This window comes from Flavobacterium sp. GQ95 (genome assembly GCF_059758655.1).
In genome coordinates this window covers 1,008,892-1,026,602 of sequence record NZ_JCAXEB010000001.1, presented here as the reverse complement: position 1 = coordinate 1,026,602, position 17,711 = coordinate 1,008,892, and the positions used below count along the sequence as shown (strand labels likewise).

Annotated in this window: 11 protein-coding genes; 5 read left to right on the top strand and 6 right to left on the bottom strand. The window is 31.8% G+C overall.

Annotated elements, in window-relative coordinates; genetic code table 11:
* Positions 1-172: 172 nt before the first annotated feature.
* Entirely contained in the window at positions 173-1,522 is a 1,350-nt protein-coding gene (locus AC6CH4_RS04295) for a serine hydrolase domain-containing protein (protein WP_498100460.1), read from the top strand.
* A 106-nt stretch (positions 1,523-1,628) separates the two neighbouring features.
* Here AC6CH4_RS04295 and sufD read toward each other — a convergent pair whose 3' ends face one another.
* From sufD to AC6CH4_RS04270, 5 genes are all read right to left on the bottom strand, one after another.
* Positions 1,629-2,945, bottom strand: coding sequence for a Fe-S cluster assembly protein SufD (gene sufD, locus AC6CH4_RS04290; protein WP_194656280.1), 1,317 nt, complete (start codon positions 2,943-2,945; stop codon positions 1,629-1,631).
* 66 nt (positions 2,946-3,011) lie between these two features.
* Positions 3,012-3,758 (bottom strand): Fe-S cluster assembly ATPase SufC, encoded by a 747-nt coding sequence (sufC, locus tag AC6CH4_RS04285; RefSeq protein WP_056189584.1) that lies wholly within the window; start codon positions 3,756-3,758, stop codon positions 3,012-3,014.
* A 13-nt stretch (positions 3,759-3,771) separates the two neighbouring features.
* On the bottom strand, positions 3,772-4,260 hold the full coding sequence (locus AC6CH4_RS04280) for a flavodoxin family protein (protein WP_498100458.1): 489 nt from the start codon (positions 4,258-4,260) through the stop codon (positions 3,772-3,774).
* A gap of 7 nt (positions 4,261-4,267) precedes the next feature.
* Positions 4,268-5,716 carry a Fe-S cluster assembly protein SufB gene (gene sufB, locus AC6CH4_RS04275; RefSeq protein ID WP_498100456.1) on the bottom strand — a complete coding sequence of 483 codons (1,449 nt, stop codon included), beginning with the start codon at positions 5,714-5,716 and terminating at the stop codon, positions 4,268-4,270.
* Positions 5,717-5,798: 82 nt separating this feature from the next.
* A complete protein-coding gene (locus AC6CH4_RS04270) occupies positions 5,799-6,128 on the bottom strand; it encodes a HesB/IscA family protein (protein WP_192186384.1) in 330 nt (109 codons plus the stop codon).
* 362 nt (positions 6,129-6,490) lie between these two features.
* Between AC6CH4_RS04270 and AC6CH4_RS04265 the strand changes: the two genes are divergently transcribed.
* From AC6CH4_RS04265 to AC6CH4_RS04250, 4 genes are all read left to right on the top strand, one after another.
* Positions 6,491-7,420: a DUF8428 domain-containing protein gene (locus AC6CH4_RS04265; RefSeq protein ID WP_498100454.1), complete on the top strand. Its 930-nt coding sequence runs from the start codon at positions 6,491-6,493 to the stop codon at positions 7,418-7,420.
* Positions 7,421-7,502: 82 nt separating this feature from the next.
* Positions 7,503-8,360, top strand: a complete 858-nt coding sequence (locus AC6CH4_RS04260) for an MBL fold metallo-hydrolase (protein WP_498100452.1) — start codon at positions 7,503-7,505, stop codon at positions 8,358-8,360.
* Between the two features lie 286 nt (positions 8,361-8,646).
* A complete protein-coding gene (locus tag AC6CH4_RS04255; RefSeq protein WP_498100450.1) occupies positions 8,647-9,780 on the top strand; it encodes a hypothetical protein in 1,134 nt (377 codons plus the stop codon).
* A 6-nt stretch (positions 9,781-9,786) separates the two neighbouring features.
* Positions 9,787-11,433: a hypothetical protein gene (locus tag AC6CH4_RS04250; protein WP_498100448.1), complete on the top strand. Its 1,647-nt coding sequence runs from the start codon at positions 9,787-9,789 to the stop codon at positions 11,431-11,433.
* A gap of 249 nt (positions 11,434-11,682) precedes the next feature.
* Here the strand turns inward: AC6CH4_RS04250 and AC6CH4_RS04245 are convergent, their stop codons facing one another.
* Positions 11,683-17,703 (bottom strand): T9SS type A sorting domain-containing protein, encoded by a 6,021-nt coding sequence (locus tag AC6CH4_RS04245; RefSeq protein ID WP_498100446.1) that lies wholly within the window; start codon positions 17,701-17,703, stop codon positions 11,683-11,685.
* Positions 17,704-17,711 lie beyond the last annotated feature (8 nt).

Below are 17,711 nucleotides of genomic sequence, written 5' to 3'. Positions count from 1 at the left end.
TTCTACGGCAATTCGATAATTTCCTTTTATAGTACCATCAATTGCAGGCTTAAATGTTGAATCTGTAAAATTAGATTTGATTTTATAAATTATATGAAATGGAAATCTAAATTAAGTACTAATATCGTGAGGATAAATTATTTATATTGCAGTAAAAATAGCCGTTAGCATTATGAAAAAATTTCTCAAAGTTCTTGCTCTTGTTTTGGTTCTTGCCTTTTTGTATTTCGGATTTACAACTTATCCGAAGCTTGATCTGATTTCTGGTTTCTCAGCCAAAAGTGTCGCTTCTGGTCATTTTATGGATAATCGGCCGTTAGACCTGATCCAGAAAACGGACAATGATATTGATATGATTGATCTGGCTAAAAATTCTATTGATGAAGCAGGTAAGTTTGCAACAGCTTCTGTTTATGGTTTAAAAGAAAGAAAAGCGATTTATCGAGAAGGTTTAGGTGCAACTTTAATCAATGAAGATTTTGATGTTTCGAAACCGTATTTACTTCCAAAAAGAACAAAATTGGTCAACCATCTTCCTTTTCCTTATGGGAATAATGAACCAAAAGATACTACGTTTTCAAATGTTGATTATACAAAATTGAAAAGTGCTGTTGATAATTCATTTGATAAAAATGGAGGAAAGAAAAAGAGAACCCGTGCCGTTGTGGTTTTGTATAAAGATAAATTGATAGCCGAAAAATACGATACCGGTTTTAATAAAGACAGTAAAATTTTAGGCTGGTCGATGACAAAAAGTATCACAAGTTCTGCCTTTGGTGTTTTGGCCAAACAAGGAAAAATTGATATTTACAAACCGGCTCCAATTGCAGAATGGCAAAAAGACGATCGTAAAATTATCACGATTAATGATTTGCTTCATATGAATTCCGGTTTAGAATGGGAAGAGAATTACAGTACGATTTGCGATGCGACCAAAATGCTTTTTCAGGCAGAAGATATGGGGAAAGTGCAAATGGATAAACCGGCACAATTTAAACCCAACACGCATTGGAATTACTCCTCTGGAACAACTAACTTATTATCCAGAATTTTAAGAAGCCAATTCAAAACACAACAAGAATATCTTGATTTTTGGTACAGCGCCATAATTGACAAAATCGGAATGAATTCGATGATTGTCGAACAAGATATGTCAGGAACTTTTGTGGGTTCTTCTTACGGATGGGCGACGCCACGAGACTGGTCAAAATTTGGATTGTTATACCTTCATAAAGGAAACTGGAACGGAGAACAAATCTTAGATGAAAGCTGGGTAAAATATACGGCTACACCAACCAATACTTCTGAAGGAAAATATGGAGCACAATTTTGGTTAAATGCCGGAGGGAAATTCCCTGATGTTCCTCGTGATATGTTTTATTGCAGTGGTTACCAAGGTCAAATGGTGGCGATTATTCCGTCTTTAGATATGGTAATTGTGAGAATGGGAGTGAAGGAAGAAGAACTTGGATTTGATTTTAATGGGTTTTTGAAAGGGATAATTTCTTCTGTAAAAAAATAAAATTTTAACCGCAAAGACGCCAGGTAAAAAGCGCAAAGTTCGCAAAGTTTAAATCTAAACTTTGCGAACTTTGCGTAAATCTTTGCGAACCTTGCGGTTAAGCTTTCTACAAATCAAATCCTAAATTCACACCCAATTTCATGGCAATGATTTTAGTAATTCTTTGTTTTAATTCCGGTATTTTGATGCTTTCGATAACGGCATTTGAGAATGCGTACATCAATAAAGCTTTAGCTTCTTTTTTAGGAATACCACGAGATTGCATGTAGAACATGGCAGTTTCATCTAATTGTCCAACAGTACAACCGTGAGAACATTTTACGTCATCAGCAAAAATTTCTAATTGTGGTTTTGCGTTGATAGTTGCTTTGTCGCTCAATAAAATATTGTTGCTTTTTTGGAAAGCATTTGTTTTTTGAGCTTCTTTTTCTACCAAAACTTTTCCGTTGAAAACTCCAGTCGAACGATCAGAGAAAATTCCTTTATAATCCTGGAAACTTTCGCAATTTGGCGTTGCGTGGTTTACCAAAGTATAATGATCAACGTGTTGCTTTTCGCCAATGATCGTGATTCCGTTTAGGGTACTTGTCAATCTTTCTCCAAAATGATAGAAGTTCAAATTGTTACGAGTCAGATTTCCTCCAAACGAGAAGGTATGTACGTAAACATGACTTTCTTGTTGTTGCGAAACGTAAGTGTTGTCAATTAAGTTCGCTTCAAGATTGTCATTTTGAATTTTGTAGTGATCCACAATCGCACGTTTTTGAGCAAAAATCTCAGTAACCGAATTGGTTAAAACCGGATTCTCATTCAAACTTTGGTGACGTTCGATAATTTGAACATGTGAATTTTCTCCAACAATGATCAAATTTCTTGGCTGAACCAACAAAGCAGATTCATTTCCTGTTGAGAAATACATGATCTCAATAGGTTTGTCAGCCACTTTCTTTTGCGGAATATTGATAAAAGCCCCTTCACTTGCAAAAGCAGTATTCAACGAAGTCAAGCTTTCGTCTTTACTTGCAATTTGGTTGAAGTATTTGTCGATAACCATTTTATATTTTGGTTTAGTCAATGCCGATGACATCAGGCAAACATCAATTCCGTCATGCGTAGTAGAAGACAAATGCGAACTGAAAACACCATCAATAAACACTAATTTATAAGTGTCGATTTCGTGTAAAAAATATTTTTTTACCTGATTAAATTCGATTGCATTTTCCTGCTTAGGAAAAACCGTAAAGTCATTTTTTAAGATGGCGTTTAACGATGTATATTTCCAGGCTTCTTCTTTTTTGGTTGGGAAACCTTTATTTTCGAAGTTTTTTAAGGCATTTGTGCGAATGTCATGTAAATCTGAATGTACATCGACACGCTCTTCAAAAGCCATAAAAGACGATACTAATTTTTCTTTTAAATCCATTTTCGTAGTTGTAAGTTATGAGTTATGAGTTATGAGTTTTTGCAAACTGCAAACTGTAACTGTAAACTAGTTTTCTGCTTTAATCCAGTCGTATCCTTTTTCTTCCAATTCGTAAGCCAATTCTTTTCCGCCTGATTTTACGATTCTTCCGTTGTAAAGAACGTGAACGAAATCCGGAACGATATAATCTAACAAACGTTGGTAGTGCGTGATAACGATAATTGCGTTTTTCTCGCTTTTTAATTTGTTAACTCCGTTAGCCACAATTCTTAAAGCATCGATATCAAGACCAGAATCGGTTTCGTCAAGGATAGCCAATTTTGGTTCTAACATAGCCATTTGAAAAATCTCGTTTCTTTTTTTCTCTCCTCCGGAAAAACCTTCGTTTAAAGAACGAGATAAAAATTTACGATCGATTTCTAATAATTCAGATTTCTCGCGAATTACTTTTAGCATTTCGTTTGCCGGCATTTCCTCTTGTCCGTTTGCTTTACGAGTTTCGTTGATGGCAGTTTTCATGAAGTTCGTTACGCTTACTCCAGGAATTTCTACAGGATATTGAAACGAAAGGAAAACTCCTTTGTGTGCTCTTTCTTCAGGAGCAAGATCAGCAAGATCTTCTCCGTCAAGGAAAACTTGTCCGTCAGTAACTTCGTAGTTTTCGTTTCCGGCAATAACAGCCGAAAGTGTACTTTTTCCAGAACCGTTTGGTCCCATGATAGCGTGTACTTCGCCAGCTTTAACTTCTATATTAATTCCTTTAAGGATTTCTTTATCACCAATTCCGGCGTGAAGGTTTTTTATTGATAACATTGTTTTTTTATTTTTATATAAATGTCAATTCTATTTTTGTTGTTTGGTTCAGGATGTTGGCATTAAAATGCGCGTGTCCTAAATATTCCATGCCTAAATAATCGGCTGTTTTTTTGAACGGAATGTAAAAACTCTCTTCAATTTCGTTGTCGTGTGAATTTGATATCACACCAATTTTCTTCCCTCTAAGCTTTCGTCCGGTTTCTTTTTCAATTCGGATTAAATCCGAAAAGCGATCAAAGAAAACCTTCATTATTCCACTCATATTATACCAATATATTGGCGTTGCAAAAATTAAAGTGTCGTAATCTTCAAGTATTCTTCTAATTAAAGGAAGAAAATCGTCTTCTCTGTTTTTGCTTTCGTAATCATAATGAGAAATATTATAATCACTTAAGTCAATCACATCAATTCCCGATTCTTTTGCAATTTCATCGACAATTTTTGTTGTGTTTCCGTTTTTTCTGGCTGAACCTAAAATGATGACTTTTTTGCTTTCCATCTTTCATTTATCCAACAGATCCTTCTAAAGAAATCTCTAATAATTTTTGAGCTTCAACAGCAAATTCCATTGGTAGTTTGTTCAAGACATCTTTACTGAAACCGTTTACAATTAAGGCAATCGCTTTTTCAGTCGGGATACCTCTTTGGTTGCAATAAAATACCTGATCTTCTCCAATTTTACTTGTAGTTGCTTCGTGCTCTATTTTAGCCGATGGATTTTTACTTTCAATATAAGGGAAAGTATGCGCTCCACAATTGTTACCCATTAATAATGAATCACATTGCGAAAAGTTTCTTGCGTTCTCAGCTCTTGGGCTAATTTGCACTAATCCACGGTAACTGTTTTGTGATTTACCAGCCGAAATACCTTTAGAAATAATAGTCGATTTAGTGTTTTTACCTAAATGGATCATTTTAGTTCCTGTATCTGCCTGTTGGTAATTATTGGTAACGGCAATCGAATAAAATTCTCCTACCGAATTGTCTCCTTTTAATATACAAGAAGGATATTTCCAGGTTACAGCAGAACCTGTTTCTACTTGTGTCCATGAAATTTTAGCGTTCGTTTCGCATAAACCTCTTTTAGTTACGAAATTATAAACTCCACCTTTTCCTTCTTTGTTTCCAGGGAACCAGTTTTGAACGGTAGAATATTTAATTTCGGCATCATCCAAAGCGATTAATTCAACCACAGCAGCGTGCAATTGGTTTTCGTCACGACTTGGAGCCGTACAGCCTTCAAGGTATGAAACGTAACTTCCTGCATCAGCAATAACAAGCGTTCTTTCGAATTGCCCTGTTCCTGCCTGATTGATTCTGAAATAAGTTGAAAGTTCCATTGGACAACGAACGCCTTTTGGAATATAACAGAAACTTCCGTCAGAGAAAACTGCTGAGTTTAATGCTGCGTAGAAATTGTCTTTCTGAGGGACAACAGTTCCTAAATATTTTTTTACCAATTCAGGGTGCTCTTTAATAGCTTCAGAAATCGGACAGAAGATAATTCCTTTTTCTCCCAAAGTTTTTTTGAAAGTAGTAGCTACAGAAACAGAATCGACAACAATATCCATAGCGACATTGTTCATCATTTTTTGTTCATCGACAGAGATTCCTAACTTTTTGTACATTTCTAAAAGTTCCGGATCTACATCGTCTAATGTTTTAGTAGGATCTACTTGTTTTGGAGCTGAATAATAAGAAATAGCCTGGAAATCTGGTTTTTGATAATGAACATTTGCCCATTCCGGCTCAATCATTTCTTTCCATGCACGGAAAGCTTCGATACGCCAATCAGTCATCCATTCCGGTTCTTCTTTTTTAAGAGAAATAGCTCGCACGATATCTTCGTTTAAGCCAATAGGAAACGTCTCCGATTCGATGTCGGTATAGAACCCGTATTCGTATTCTTTAGTTTCGAGTTCGATTTTTAAATCGTCTTCTGTGTATTTGCTCATTTTTGATGTAAAGATTTAAAGATGTAATTTTTCAAAAATTTCAAAGAAATTACTCTTTATTAGTCTTGTTATTCTTTGTTAATTATAGTGAGAATGACTCTCCGCAACCACAAGTTCTGCTTGCATTTGGATTATTGAATACAAATCCTTTTCCGTTTAGCCCTCCAGAAAATTCTAAGATTGTTCCGGCTAAATATAGAAATGATTTTTTCTCCACTGCAATTGTTATGTCGTTGTCTACGAATATTTTATCGTCTTCGCCTTTGGTTTTATCAAATTTTAAATCATATGATAAACCAGAGCATCCGCCACTTTTCACACCTACGCGTACATAGTCGTGTGCGGCATCAAAACCATCATCTTTCATCAAGTCGATGATTTTCTTTTTGGCTGTATCAGAAACTTTTATCATTGTATATGGTATTTGTTTTTTCTTTCATTTTAAATTCACTTTTAAAAACAGTAATCAAAATATTACATTTTTAATGTGCTGTGTTTCAATGTTCAAATGAAATTGTCTGCAAAGATACGACTTAAAAACCTTTTTCCATAACGGTTCACATTATTATAACAAATGTTAAAATAGATAGAAGTTATTTTGTTTTATAAAATTCTATTTTAGGATAGATAAATCTTATTTTTTTGATCAGTTGAAAATAAAAGCTTATTTAATTTTAAAGCTGCTAATAATGTTTGTTTTAAGTTAAAATACCGTATTTATACGTATTTCAACTAGTAAAATTGTGGTATTTTTGCAGAAAGTTAGGAGTAATTATGAAAAAACATTATAAAAATGGGTGGATAAAATCACTTTTTGCACTATTATTTGTTTTTGGATTAGGTGCTACATTTTATATTTTTAGTAAAGAGTCAAGTCTTGATTTTGATTTGTCTAAAAATATAACAGATAAAAAACAAAATACAGTACAATTAAGTGAACGCGAACTCGCTCAAAAAGATATACTAGATTCTTTAAACATTCTAAAATTGGCTTATGATGTTGCAATTTTAGAGAAGACATCATTATCGCAACAATTAGAAATTGAGAAAAGAAATGTTGAAAATCTGATGGAAATCATTAGAGCATCAAAGAATCCTTCGGTGGAACAAATAGTGTTATATCGCAATCAACTTTCTGACCTGAGACTCTCATTAAGTTCGAACGTGTTGGAGGTTAAAAAGCTAAAGTCTCAAAATAAAAATTTATTAACTGAAATTGAGAATCAAAATGTGGTTATGTATCAGCAAAAGGCTGAAAATGACACTTTAGTTTCTAAACAAAAAAAGTTGGAATCAACTTTAAAAGATGCCTCAAAACTAACCATGAATAATTTTAAGGTGGTGGCACTTCTTGAGAAAAAATCCGGAAAAGAACTGGAAACAGATAAAGCTAAAAATGCTCAAAAGCTCAAAGTAAGTTTTACCATAAATGGAAATTCGATTGCAAAAACCGGAAAAAGGATTTTTTATGTTCAGGTTTTGGATCAAAAAAACAAGGTTTTAGGTGAAGATAAATTAATCGAATTCGGAAATGATAAAGCTTTAGTTTACAGTTTTATAGTAGCAGTTGATTTTCAGGGAAAACCGGCAAATGTTTATGGAATTCTGAATTCTGATGAAAGTCATTTTCCAAAAGGAACTTATTTTGTCAACTTCTTCGACAAACAGGAAATTTTTGGAAACACTTCGATTACGCTGGAATAAATTCTTATAAAGATTTTAGGGAAAAATTTCTAGTATAAGGAAATTGGATTTCCTAGATTTGTTCAATAAGAAATATACTCTCATGAAACTTTACCCAATAGAATCCGGAAATTTTAAATTAGACGGAGGCGCTATGTTTGGTGTTGTTCCTAAAACAATTTGGAATAAAACCAATCCGGCCGATGCGAACAATTTAATTGATATTGCAGCACGTTGTTTGCTTATTGAAGATCAAAATCGCCTGATTTTGATTGATACAGGAATGGGAAACAAACAATCAGAGAAATTTTTTGGTTATTACTCGCTTTGGGGATCACACTCGATTGATAAATCGCTTGCAAAATATGGTTTTCACCGCGACGATATTACGGATGTTTTTATGACGCATTTGCACTTTGATCATTGTGGGGGAAGTGTGCAATGGAACGCTGATAAAACGGGATACGAGCCTGCTTTTAAAAATGCTAAATATTGGACTAATGAAAATCATTGGAAATGGGCAACCCAGCCAAATCCAAGAGAAAAAGCTTCTTTTTTATCAGAGAATATTTTACCGATGCAGGAAAGTGGACAATTGAATTTTATAAAACGCCCTGACGTTGATTTTGGTTTTTCTGAAGAAATGAATTTCGGAATTTTTTATGTTGATGGCCATACCGAAAAACAGATGATTCCGCATATTCAATATAAAGACAAAACAATTGTTTTTTGTGCTGATTTATTGGCTACAGCAGGGCATATTCCGCTTCCTTATGTAATGGGATATGATACGCGACCTTTATTGACCATGCCTGAAAAAGCAAAACTATTAAATGCAGCAGCAGATCAGAATTATTATTTGTTTCTGGAGCACGATGCTCACAATCAAATTATAACCGTTGAGCATACTGAAAAAGGTGTACGATTAAAGGAGATTTTCACTTGCGACGATATTTTCTAATATCTATTTAATGTCAAAATTATAGATTTTTCTTTTTCATTTTTAATGAACAAAAGCAGGTGCTTTTTATTTAAGTAAAATCTGTATTTCATTAACACATTAATAAGATTATTTAGGTTAATTATTGTTAAAATTTTTAATAGAAAAATTTTTGCAACTGTCTGATTCATTAGGCTTTATAGTTGTGTAAAATTAATGCAAACTTCATTCTTTTACAGGGTTTTAAAGTTGTTTTTTTGAAATATTATAAATAGGTTTGTAGCTCAAAATTATTAATAATTAACCTATGAAAAAAATCATTATTTTTATTTTATTCATGTCTGTCTTTAGCTCAAAAGCGCAGAAAGTAGATTTGGATCGTTTTTATTTTAACGTCAGTTATCAAATTCTTCCAAAAGAGCCAGTACCTTTTGAAAAAAGAACTTTTTCTTCGAGAGTAAGACTAGGCGGAGCTTTACAAAGTTATATAGATCCAATGAGTCTAAATGACAAGATTAATATATTTGGCTGGAAAAAAGTGGAGGAAAACGGTACAGTTGATATTGAACTTAATTTAGAAGATTTTGTCGAAAGTGGTGCTTCTCCTCAAACCAGAGTTGATGAAAAGAAAGACAAAGACGGACGAGTGACGAGCAGAACAGAATACTACTCTGTTACATCAACATATGCCGCCAGAGGTTATGCTAAAATAAAAGGCCCACATACACCAGCTGAAACAGATGCAAAAGTTCAGGCAGAAAAAACTATACAAGCTGCTGCACCAACTAACAGATTTTTGAAAAATGCTGTTGTTAAAAAAGATACTACAGCTGTTACTGATGGTTATAACATTAGTTTTAACGGAACATTAGAGTATAAATCAAAAGAATATACAGATCCTTCTGCACCAATGAAGGAATTTCGTCTAAACAGAGGGGCTATCCGTGACCAAAAACTTAGAGAATTTGCAGACAATTCATTAAATAGTTTTAATTATAATATCAATTATACTTACGGGTTCAAGCCTAAAAATGATAATGAGATCCTTTGGATTTTGGATGCTAAAAGCGATGAAGGAAATGCACAAATTGAAGCAATTCAGGCAGTTAAAGCTTTGTTTGCTACTATGAAAGCTGATGAACCAATAGATGATCTAAAATCAAACATGCAGCCTTTAATTGAATATTTTGATTCTTTGAAAACGAAGTATCCGGAAGACAACAAGCCTTCTCGTAAATTGAGATATTCTGCTTACTATAATTTGGCTGTGATTTACATAATGTTAGATCAGCCAGAAAAAGCGATTGCTGAATCAGAAAAATTAATTGCTAACGATTACGATAAAAGCGACGGAAAAGGTTTGATCGAAAAAGCTAATAAATTAATCGCAAGTTTTAAAGCGTCGAAATTAAATACCACACATAACCCAGCCCTTAAATAGAAATACATGAAAAACATTACAAAAATTATTTTATTACTGGTTCTTACTGGTATAAATCAAACTGTTTGTGGTCAGATGACTTCAATGGCTTTTGGTAAGACGACTGCCATTACAAACAGACTAAATTTACGTGGACCTGTTCCGCCAGTAGATACTAAGTACGGAAAGTATAAATCATACGAAATGGTTTTAGATCTGTCACCAGGTTTAGAAAGCAGTTTCAATCTTAGAAAACTACCTTTTTCTGCAGAAAAATTCAATGAAAGTTTCGCAATCTCAGGTCTAAAAAAATCTAACGACGGAGATTTTAAAATTAAATACAATTTAACTCGTTATGAGTTAATACACGACGAGGATTATTTAGAAACTTATTACCAAAAAGCACCTGCTTATTATATTGGTTTAGAGTCTAATCTAGAAATCTCTGATAAATCAGGAAAAGTAATTTACAAAAGATATACTACTCCTAAAGTATGTATGTTTGTTACAAATCCATCAGATACTTATGACAATTTAGCTTTTAAAATATTAAGTGATAATTTTAATGCGATGATTGCTGAGTTTGAAGGATTTTACTTGTACGGTCCGGCGATTAACAAATTAAAATATGTTGATCTTGAAAAGAAGAAAAAATCAAAATCTACTTTTAATGTAGACGAGTTCAATCAATCTGTTCAGGTTTTACCAACTTTAGTTGATGTAGACAGAGAAAATTGGGCAGATTTATTTGGAGAAGCACAAAAATATTGGTTAGAATATGTGAATTTTCAAGATAAAGAAGATGAAGATTTAGCTAAAAAAATAAGATTTAGTGCCAACTATAATCTGGTTGCTACTTATATTCTTTTAGGAAATGTTGATGAGGCTAATAAATATATGCCTGGAGTAAAAGAAAATGAAAAAAGCTTTTTAGGTATGAGAGATGATTATCCTTACTTAACACGTGTAATCGAAGATATTGATAAATATAAAAAGATTACTGAAAAAGCATTTACAATTGAAGCTATTCAGGCAGAACCAGTTTTGGCTGCTTACAAAAAATCGCCTAATGCGTTTAAATATGCTGAGTTTGATGGTGAAGTTTTAGATGTAGATGCAAAAGTTTTCAAAGGTAAGGTTAGAATCATCAGTGATTTCCCGGAATTGGTAGATTTGAGAACAGAACAAACGGTATCTGGTTTTAGAGCTATGATGGATGGTATTGGTTCAGAAAAAAGTAGTGTCAGAATCTATATTGAAGGACAGAAAAAACCTGAAAAAACAAACTTGAAAAAGGTTGTTAACATTAAAGACAATGAAGGCAGAATGTACATTGTAGGTAAAGCTGGAAGAGGAGTTCCTCTAGTATCATTAGGTGATAAAGTAGAAACCAATACAAAAAGATATTCATTGTTCGAAGAAGTTAAAAAAGGAGGTAAAGTTTCATTGTATCATGAATTCTTTCCACAGGATGATTATTCTTTGAAAAAACCAGCTCAGGATGAATTCTTTAGTCCACCAGTTTTCCTTGGAAGAAGAAAAGCATTAAGAGAATATTTTTCTGATTGTCCACAAATGATCGAAAGCATTGATAAAGGTGCTTATGACTTTGAAAACAAAGAAACTTATATCAAAATGTTTGATGATTATACTAAATTATGTGGTAACTCATAATTCTATTCAGAAATATTTTAAGAAAGGGCTGTCTTTAGACGGCCCTTTTTTATGCGTTTAAAGGAGGAAAAATCTAATCAAATTTCCACCCAAACCTGGTTTGAAAAATGTAGCCGTATTTTGAGGTGTCGTCAGGTTTGTCATTCTAAACCAACGAAATTTTGATGAAGAAATTAAAGTAATAAAACAGCAAAAATCCCATTTTCAACGGAATGAAAATGGGATTTTTGTATTGTGGAGAATTAATATTTATTCGATTATAATTTTCTTCGCTGATGCAGCATCCTGATTAATTAAGTATAAATAATAAACTCCTTTTGGTAATTCGGACAAATCTATGCTATTGTTTGTATTGCCAGAATCCAAATTAAATGATTTAACCAATTGCCCGATGGTATTGTAAACGGTTACTTTGTCTAAAGCGATATTGTTGATGCTTACTTCACCTTTTGTTGGGTTTGGATATACAACAACTTTATCGAAAACAGATTCTTCTACACCTAACGAACAAGTTGCAGAATAAACAGTAGTTTCTTCTTTAATTTTAGACCAATTCGCATTTGAATATGCCGGATCATCAACTTTGATACAACCAAGTGTTTTATTGCCTAGAAAACTCGTGTATATTGCAGTTTCAGATTTTTTGCCAGATTGTGATGGTAAAATGAAGTTTTTATTATTTCCATTCTGGACATTAAGTGATGTTAACGGATTGAATTCTAAGAAAACAAGTTCTAAATTAGGATTTTGAGATAAATCTAAAGTTGTGAGTTGGTTCCAGGATAACTGTAGCCTCTTCAATAATGGATTTTTGGTAAGATTTAATGTTGTTAATTTGGCATTATTAAAGTATAGGTTTACCAGTTTTGGATTCGATGTAACATCTAATGTTGAAATGTCAGTATAGATACAATTTAAATCCAAAAGATTTGGCAAATTAGATACATTTAGTGTAGTCAATTTGTTATTACCACAATAAATCATTTCTAATTCAGGATTTGAAGAAAAATCTATATTGGTCAATAAATTTTGATCTGCTACAACATAATGCAGTTTTTTGTTTTGAGATAAATCAATTGTTGAAATCTGATTCATACTGAATGTTAGATTAAATAATTCAGTATTTGCGGTGATATCTAAACTTGATAGTTTGTTTTCATGAATAGCAAATTTTGCCAACAATTTATTGTGGCTGATATCAATAGATTGAATATTATTAGTGTTAAGGTCTAAGTAAGTCAATCCGGTAAATGCTTCGAGACCTTTAATATCACTAATATTAGAATTAGAAAGATCTAAATAAGTAATTTTATCTAATCCTAAGTTGTTTATTTTACCATTTAGACCATCAGTGTCAATTCCCAAATCAATTAATTTTTGTTCAAAATTAGTATCGGTAAGTGTTGTGTAAGATGTACAATCTACGTTGTAATTTGTGGTATTATCTTTAAAATTTGTCCAGTTTTGGTTTGAATAAGCTTGATCATCAACCTGAATACAACTTAAATCTAAATTTTTAGTAAAGTTAGAATTCTTAAAGTTTTTATTGTTTCCGTTTTTCAGGTTTAGAGATAATAATTTATTACTGCTGCAATCAAGCACAGTCAAGTTTTTATTTTGTGAAATATCCAGAGCTGATAATTGATTTCCGCTACAATTAAGAGTTTGTAAACTTGTAAAACCTTTAATTCCTGTTAAGTCTTTAATATTGCTAGCTAAGAGATTTAAAGAAGTTACACTTGAAATACTACTATTTAAAATAGATCCGTTTTTACCATCATTGTCAATTTGTAAGGCTATCAACTTATTTTCAAAAGCTGGGTCTGGTATTGCGGTAATCTGAGCGCAGTCTACAGTTGAGTAAGATGCAGTAGAATCTTTGAAGCCAAACCATTTTTCATTAGAATAAATCGCATTGTCAACAACAATACACGTTAGTAAAGGATTTTTTGAAAAGTTAATTGTATAAGGTTCCAATTGTATAGAACCATTATTTCCATTTTTCAAATTTACATTGGTCAGCAATGGATTTTCGGAGCAAAGAATTGTAGACAAAGCAGTATTTTTAGAAACATCTAAGTTTGTTATTTGGTTTCTTTCACACCATAATAGTCGTAATAATTTATTATTTGAAACATCTACAGTAGTTAATTGGTTAGTTGAACAAACAAAATACAACAAACTAAGGTTTTTTGAAACATCGATGTTTTTTAAGCTATTATTGGCTAAGTTTAAGTTTTCAAGACCCACATTTTTAGAAAGATCAATCTCTGTTAAATTATTATAATTGGCAAGAAGATATTTTAATGCCAAATTTTCAGAAAGATCTAAAGCAATCAATTTGTTTGACATTACGTTTAAAGAGTCCAAGGCTTTAAAATTTTGTATTCCGGTTAAATCGCTAATATTCGCACCATACAGATTTAATTCTGTAACCGAACTAATATTTGAACTCAAAACTTTTCCGTCAGCAGTTCCGGAATCAATTCCTAAAGCGATTAATTTATTTTCAAAATTAATATCTGGAATTAACGTGTAAGCTGCCTGACAAGGAGTTTCGCTGTAAACTGCGATACTATCTTTACTTGTTTTCCAGTTGTAACTAGAAAACGATGCATTATCAACAAGGATACAAGTTAGATTTGGGTTTAACGTAAAATTAGTATCATATAAGTCGATGTTATTTCCACTTTTTAAATTCAGACTTTCAAGCTGATTAGAATTACAATACAAAGTACCAAGCTTTGTGTTTTTAGTGAAATCAAGATTTTTTAATTGATTATTATCGCAACGTATAGATTCCAGAGCTGTATTGTTAGAAACATCCAGATTTGTTAATTGATTATTTCCGCAGATCATTTCGTTTAATAAAATATTTTTTGAAACGTCCAGAGTTGTCAATTTGTTTTTTCCACAGTAAAGAGAAGTTAATAATAGGTTTTTAGAGACATCCAGATTTGTTAATTTATTGTCTTCACAGTTTAAAAATTCCAGACTTTTAAAGTCTTGTATACCAGTTAAATCTGAGATAGAACTTGAAATAACAAATAATTGAGTAATTGATGCGATATTTTTAGTTAATACTTTTCCATTTTTCCCATCAATATCAATCTCCAATTCGATAAGTTTATCTTCAAAATTAGAATCAGGGATTAATGTAAAAGCAGTGTCACAAACAGTATCAGAATAAGTTGCTTCTTTATCTTTTTTCCATGTGATATAATTACCAGAAGCCACGGTTGCATTATCAACCAAAATACAGAACAGGTTAGGATTGTATCCAAATGAAGCTCTTATTATTTTATTATTGTTTCCGTTTTTTATATTCACATATTCAAGATTATTAGTACTGCATTCAAAAATGGTCAATGCAGTATTTTTAGAAGCATCCAGGCTTTTTAATTTATTATCAGTGCAGGACAATTGTTTCAACTCAAGATTACCGGAAACATATAAGGTTTCTATTTTGTTCAAATTACAAAGAAACCATGTTAACGTGGTATTTTTCGAAATATCGAGATTCGTTAATTGATTTGTAGAGCAATTTAAATTAACTAAAGCTGTATTTTGACTAACATCTAAAGCTGCTAATTGATTTTGAGAACAATCTAAATACGTCAGCGTCTTATTTTTTGACACATTTAAACTTGTTAGTTTATTTCTGTCGCAAGATAAAGTCGTTAAAGAAGTATTTGATGAAAAATCAAGATTTGTAAAAAGATTAGAATAGCAAGTTAATTTTGTTAAAGCTGTATTCTTAGAAAGATCCAGATTTGTCAGTTTGTTCGATGGTATACTCAATTCTGTTAAATTGGTGTTTTTTGACAAATCTAAAGTTGTTAGGTTATTACTCGAACAATTTAAAATAGTCAAATCTTTAAAACTTTGAATTCCTGTTAAATCAGATATTAAGCTGTTTGACACATTTAAAGAAGTTACACCTAAAACGCTTGATATAGAGATCTGGCCATTTTTACCATCTTTATCAATGCCTAAACCTATTAATTTATCTTCAAAATAGGAGTCCGGAATTAAAACAGAACACGTAACTTCATTATAGCTTGCGATATCCTCTTTTGAATTTGCCCAATTTATATCAGAATAAGAAGTATTGTCGACTAAAATACAAGTCAGTTTTGGGTTGTTTTTGAAATCTGGTTCAATTAAAAGATTGTTTTTTCCATTCTTCAAATTCAGGTATTCAAGTTTATTTCTATTACAGTTTAAATTGATAAGAGTGGTATTTTTTGAAAAGTCCAATACTGCAAATTGATTGCCCCCACAGTCTAAAGTTGTTAAAACAGTATTTTTAGACAGATCTAAAGATTTTAATTGATTTCCGTTAAAATTAAAACTAAGCAGTTTTGTGTTTTTAGATACATTAATATTCAAAAGCTGATTGCTTGCACAATTGAAATTAATAAGATTGATATTCTGAGAAACATCTATAGAAGATAAATTATTATTGCTGCAGATTAAATCTGTTAATAAGGTATTTTTATAAAGATTTAAAAAAGTTAGTGCATTTTTATCACAGTCTAAATAAGTCAGATCATAATTTTGAGAAAGATCTAAGTTCGTTATTCTGTTTTCAAAACATATTAACTCTTTCAAAGAGGTGAAATTTTCAATTCCCTTTACATCTGTGATTGAACTTGCAGATACATCCAGAGTAGTTATTGTACTAATATTTGCCGTTAGCACTTTTCCGTCGATACTGCCGGAATCAATCCCAAGAGCAATTAATTTAGTTTCAAATTTAACATCGGGAATTAAAGTATAAAGATCGCAAGTAGAGTGATTAAAATTTGCTGAAGCATCTTTTTTAGTCGCCCAGTTTGTGTCAGAATACGTTTTGTTATCTACCAGAATACAGCTTAAAGATGGATTTGTTCTTAAATCAATAGTTTTTAAAATACTATTGTTGTTATTTTTTAAATTCAGACTCGTCAAATTATTATTAGAACAATTTAAACTTTTTAAAGAAGAATTCAGGCTGAAATCTAATTGCGTTATTGGATTAGAAGTACTCGAAAAATTAACTAATGCTAAATTTTTTGACGTATCAAGTCCTGTCAATTGGTTCGAATCGACTTTTAGATCAGTCAGCGCAATATTATTTGTAATATTCAGATTTGTTAACTTATTTGATGATACATCGATATTAAACAATTTTAGATTTCTGGAAAAATCTAAGTTTGTTAGTTGATTAGATGGGCAATACAAAAATTGTAAATCAGCAAAATCTTCAATTCCGGTTAAGTCAGCGATAGAACTCGATGCTATATTAAGCGACCCAACTCTTGAAATATTAAATGTCAGTACTTTTCCGTTTTTTCCGTCCTTATCAATGCCGTCAGCAATTAATTTATTTTCAAAATTTGAGTCAGGAATCGCGGTATAACCATAACAATTAGTACTGAAAACTGATGTGGCTTCTTTTAAACTTAACCAATAACGATTAGAATATAGTGGATCATCTACCTGAACACATGAAAGACCATAATTTCGTCTAATATCAAAAATAGTAAAATTGGTATTATTACCGTTTTTTAAGTTTAAAGAGGTTAGAGAGCCTACATCATTACATTTGAACGAAGTTAATTTTGGACAATTAGAAATATCGATACTCTTGATTCCTGAACCTGAACAATCAAGATTAATTAATTCCTTATTTTTAGAAAGATCTAATGCTGTTAACGTTGGATTCGAACAGATTAGACTTTTCAATGCTATATTACTAGTTACATCTAAATTTGTTATTGGATTATATGAACTGTAAACATCAGTTAATAATACATTTTTAGAAATATCTATACTTATAATTTTATTAGCACCAAAATAAAAGGTTTTTAAGGCAGTATTGCTGTTGACATCTAAACTAACTAATTCATTTTTTTGAAGATCTAACCAATTTAAGTTAGTATTCTTTGAGAGATCAATTGTAGTTAACTTATTAGAGGAAGCTGACAAAGAAGTCAAAGCTGTTAATTTCGTAATATCCAATGTTGTAATGTAGTTATCATCACAGCTAAGAGTTACTAAACTAACAAAGTCTTGAATACCTGTTAAGTCAGTAATTGAACTATCGTGTACATCTAAAACGGTTAATGTGGAAATTTTAGCGGTAAGAACTCGTCCATCAGCAACACCAGAATCAATTCCAGAAGCGATTAATTTTTTTTCAAAATTAATATCCGGTATTGAACTATATTGTGCATAAATAGAAAAATTTGCCAATAACAGCAGTAAGAGTAGCTTTGTTTTCATAGAATAAG

Excerpts from the sequence above, each read along its gene's own strand:
- AC6CH4_RS04260 (WP_498100452.1), top strand. The coding sequence starts at position 7,503 with ATGAAACTTTACCCAATAGAATCCGGAAATTTTAAATTAGACGGAGGC.
- sufC (WP_056189584.1), bottom strand. The coding sequence starts at position 3,758 with ATGTTATCAATAAAAAACCTTCACGCCGGAATTGGTGATAAAGAAATC.
- AC6CH4_RS04245 (WP_498100446.1), bottom strand. The coding sequence starts at position 17,703 with ATGAAAACAAAGCTACTCTTACTGCTGTTATTGGCAAATTTTTCTATT.
- AC6CH4_RS04295 (WP_498100460.1), top strand. The coding sequence starts at position 173 with ATGAAAAAATTTCTCAAAGTTCTTGCTCTTGTTTTGGTTCTTGCCTTT.
- AC6CH4_RS04255 (WP_498100450.1), top strand. The coding sequence starts at position 8,647 with ATGAAAAAAATCATTATTTTTATTTTATTCATGTCTGTCTTTAGCTCA.
- AC6CH4_RS04265 (WP_498100454.1), top strand. The coding sequence starts at position 6,491 with ATGAAAAAACATTATAAAAATGGGTGGATAAAATCACTTTTTGCACTA.
- AC6CH4_RS04250 (WP_498100448.1), top strand. The coding sequence starts at position 9,787 with ATGAAAAACATTACAAAAATTATTTTATTACTGGTTCTTACTGGTATA.
- AC6CH4_RS04280 (WP_498100458.1), bottom strand. The coding sequence starts at position 4,260 with ATGGAAAGCAAAAAAGTCATCATTTTAGGTTCAGCCAGAAAAAACGGA.
- AC6CH4_RS04270 (WP_192186384.1), bottom strand. The coding sequence starts at position 6,128 with ATGATAAAAGTTTCTGATACAGCCAAAAAGAAAATCATCGACTTGATG.
- sufB (WP_498100456.1), bottom strand. The coding sequence starts at position 5,716 with ATGAGCAAATACACAGAAGACGATTTAAAAATCGAACTCGAAACTAAA.
- sufD (WP_194656280.1), bottom strand. The coding sequence starts at position 2,945 with ATGGATTTAAAAGAAAAATTAGTATCGTCTTTTATGGCTTTTGAAGAG.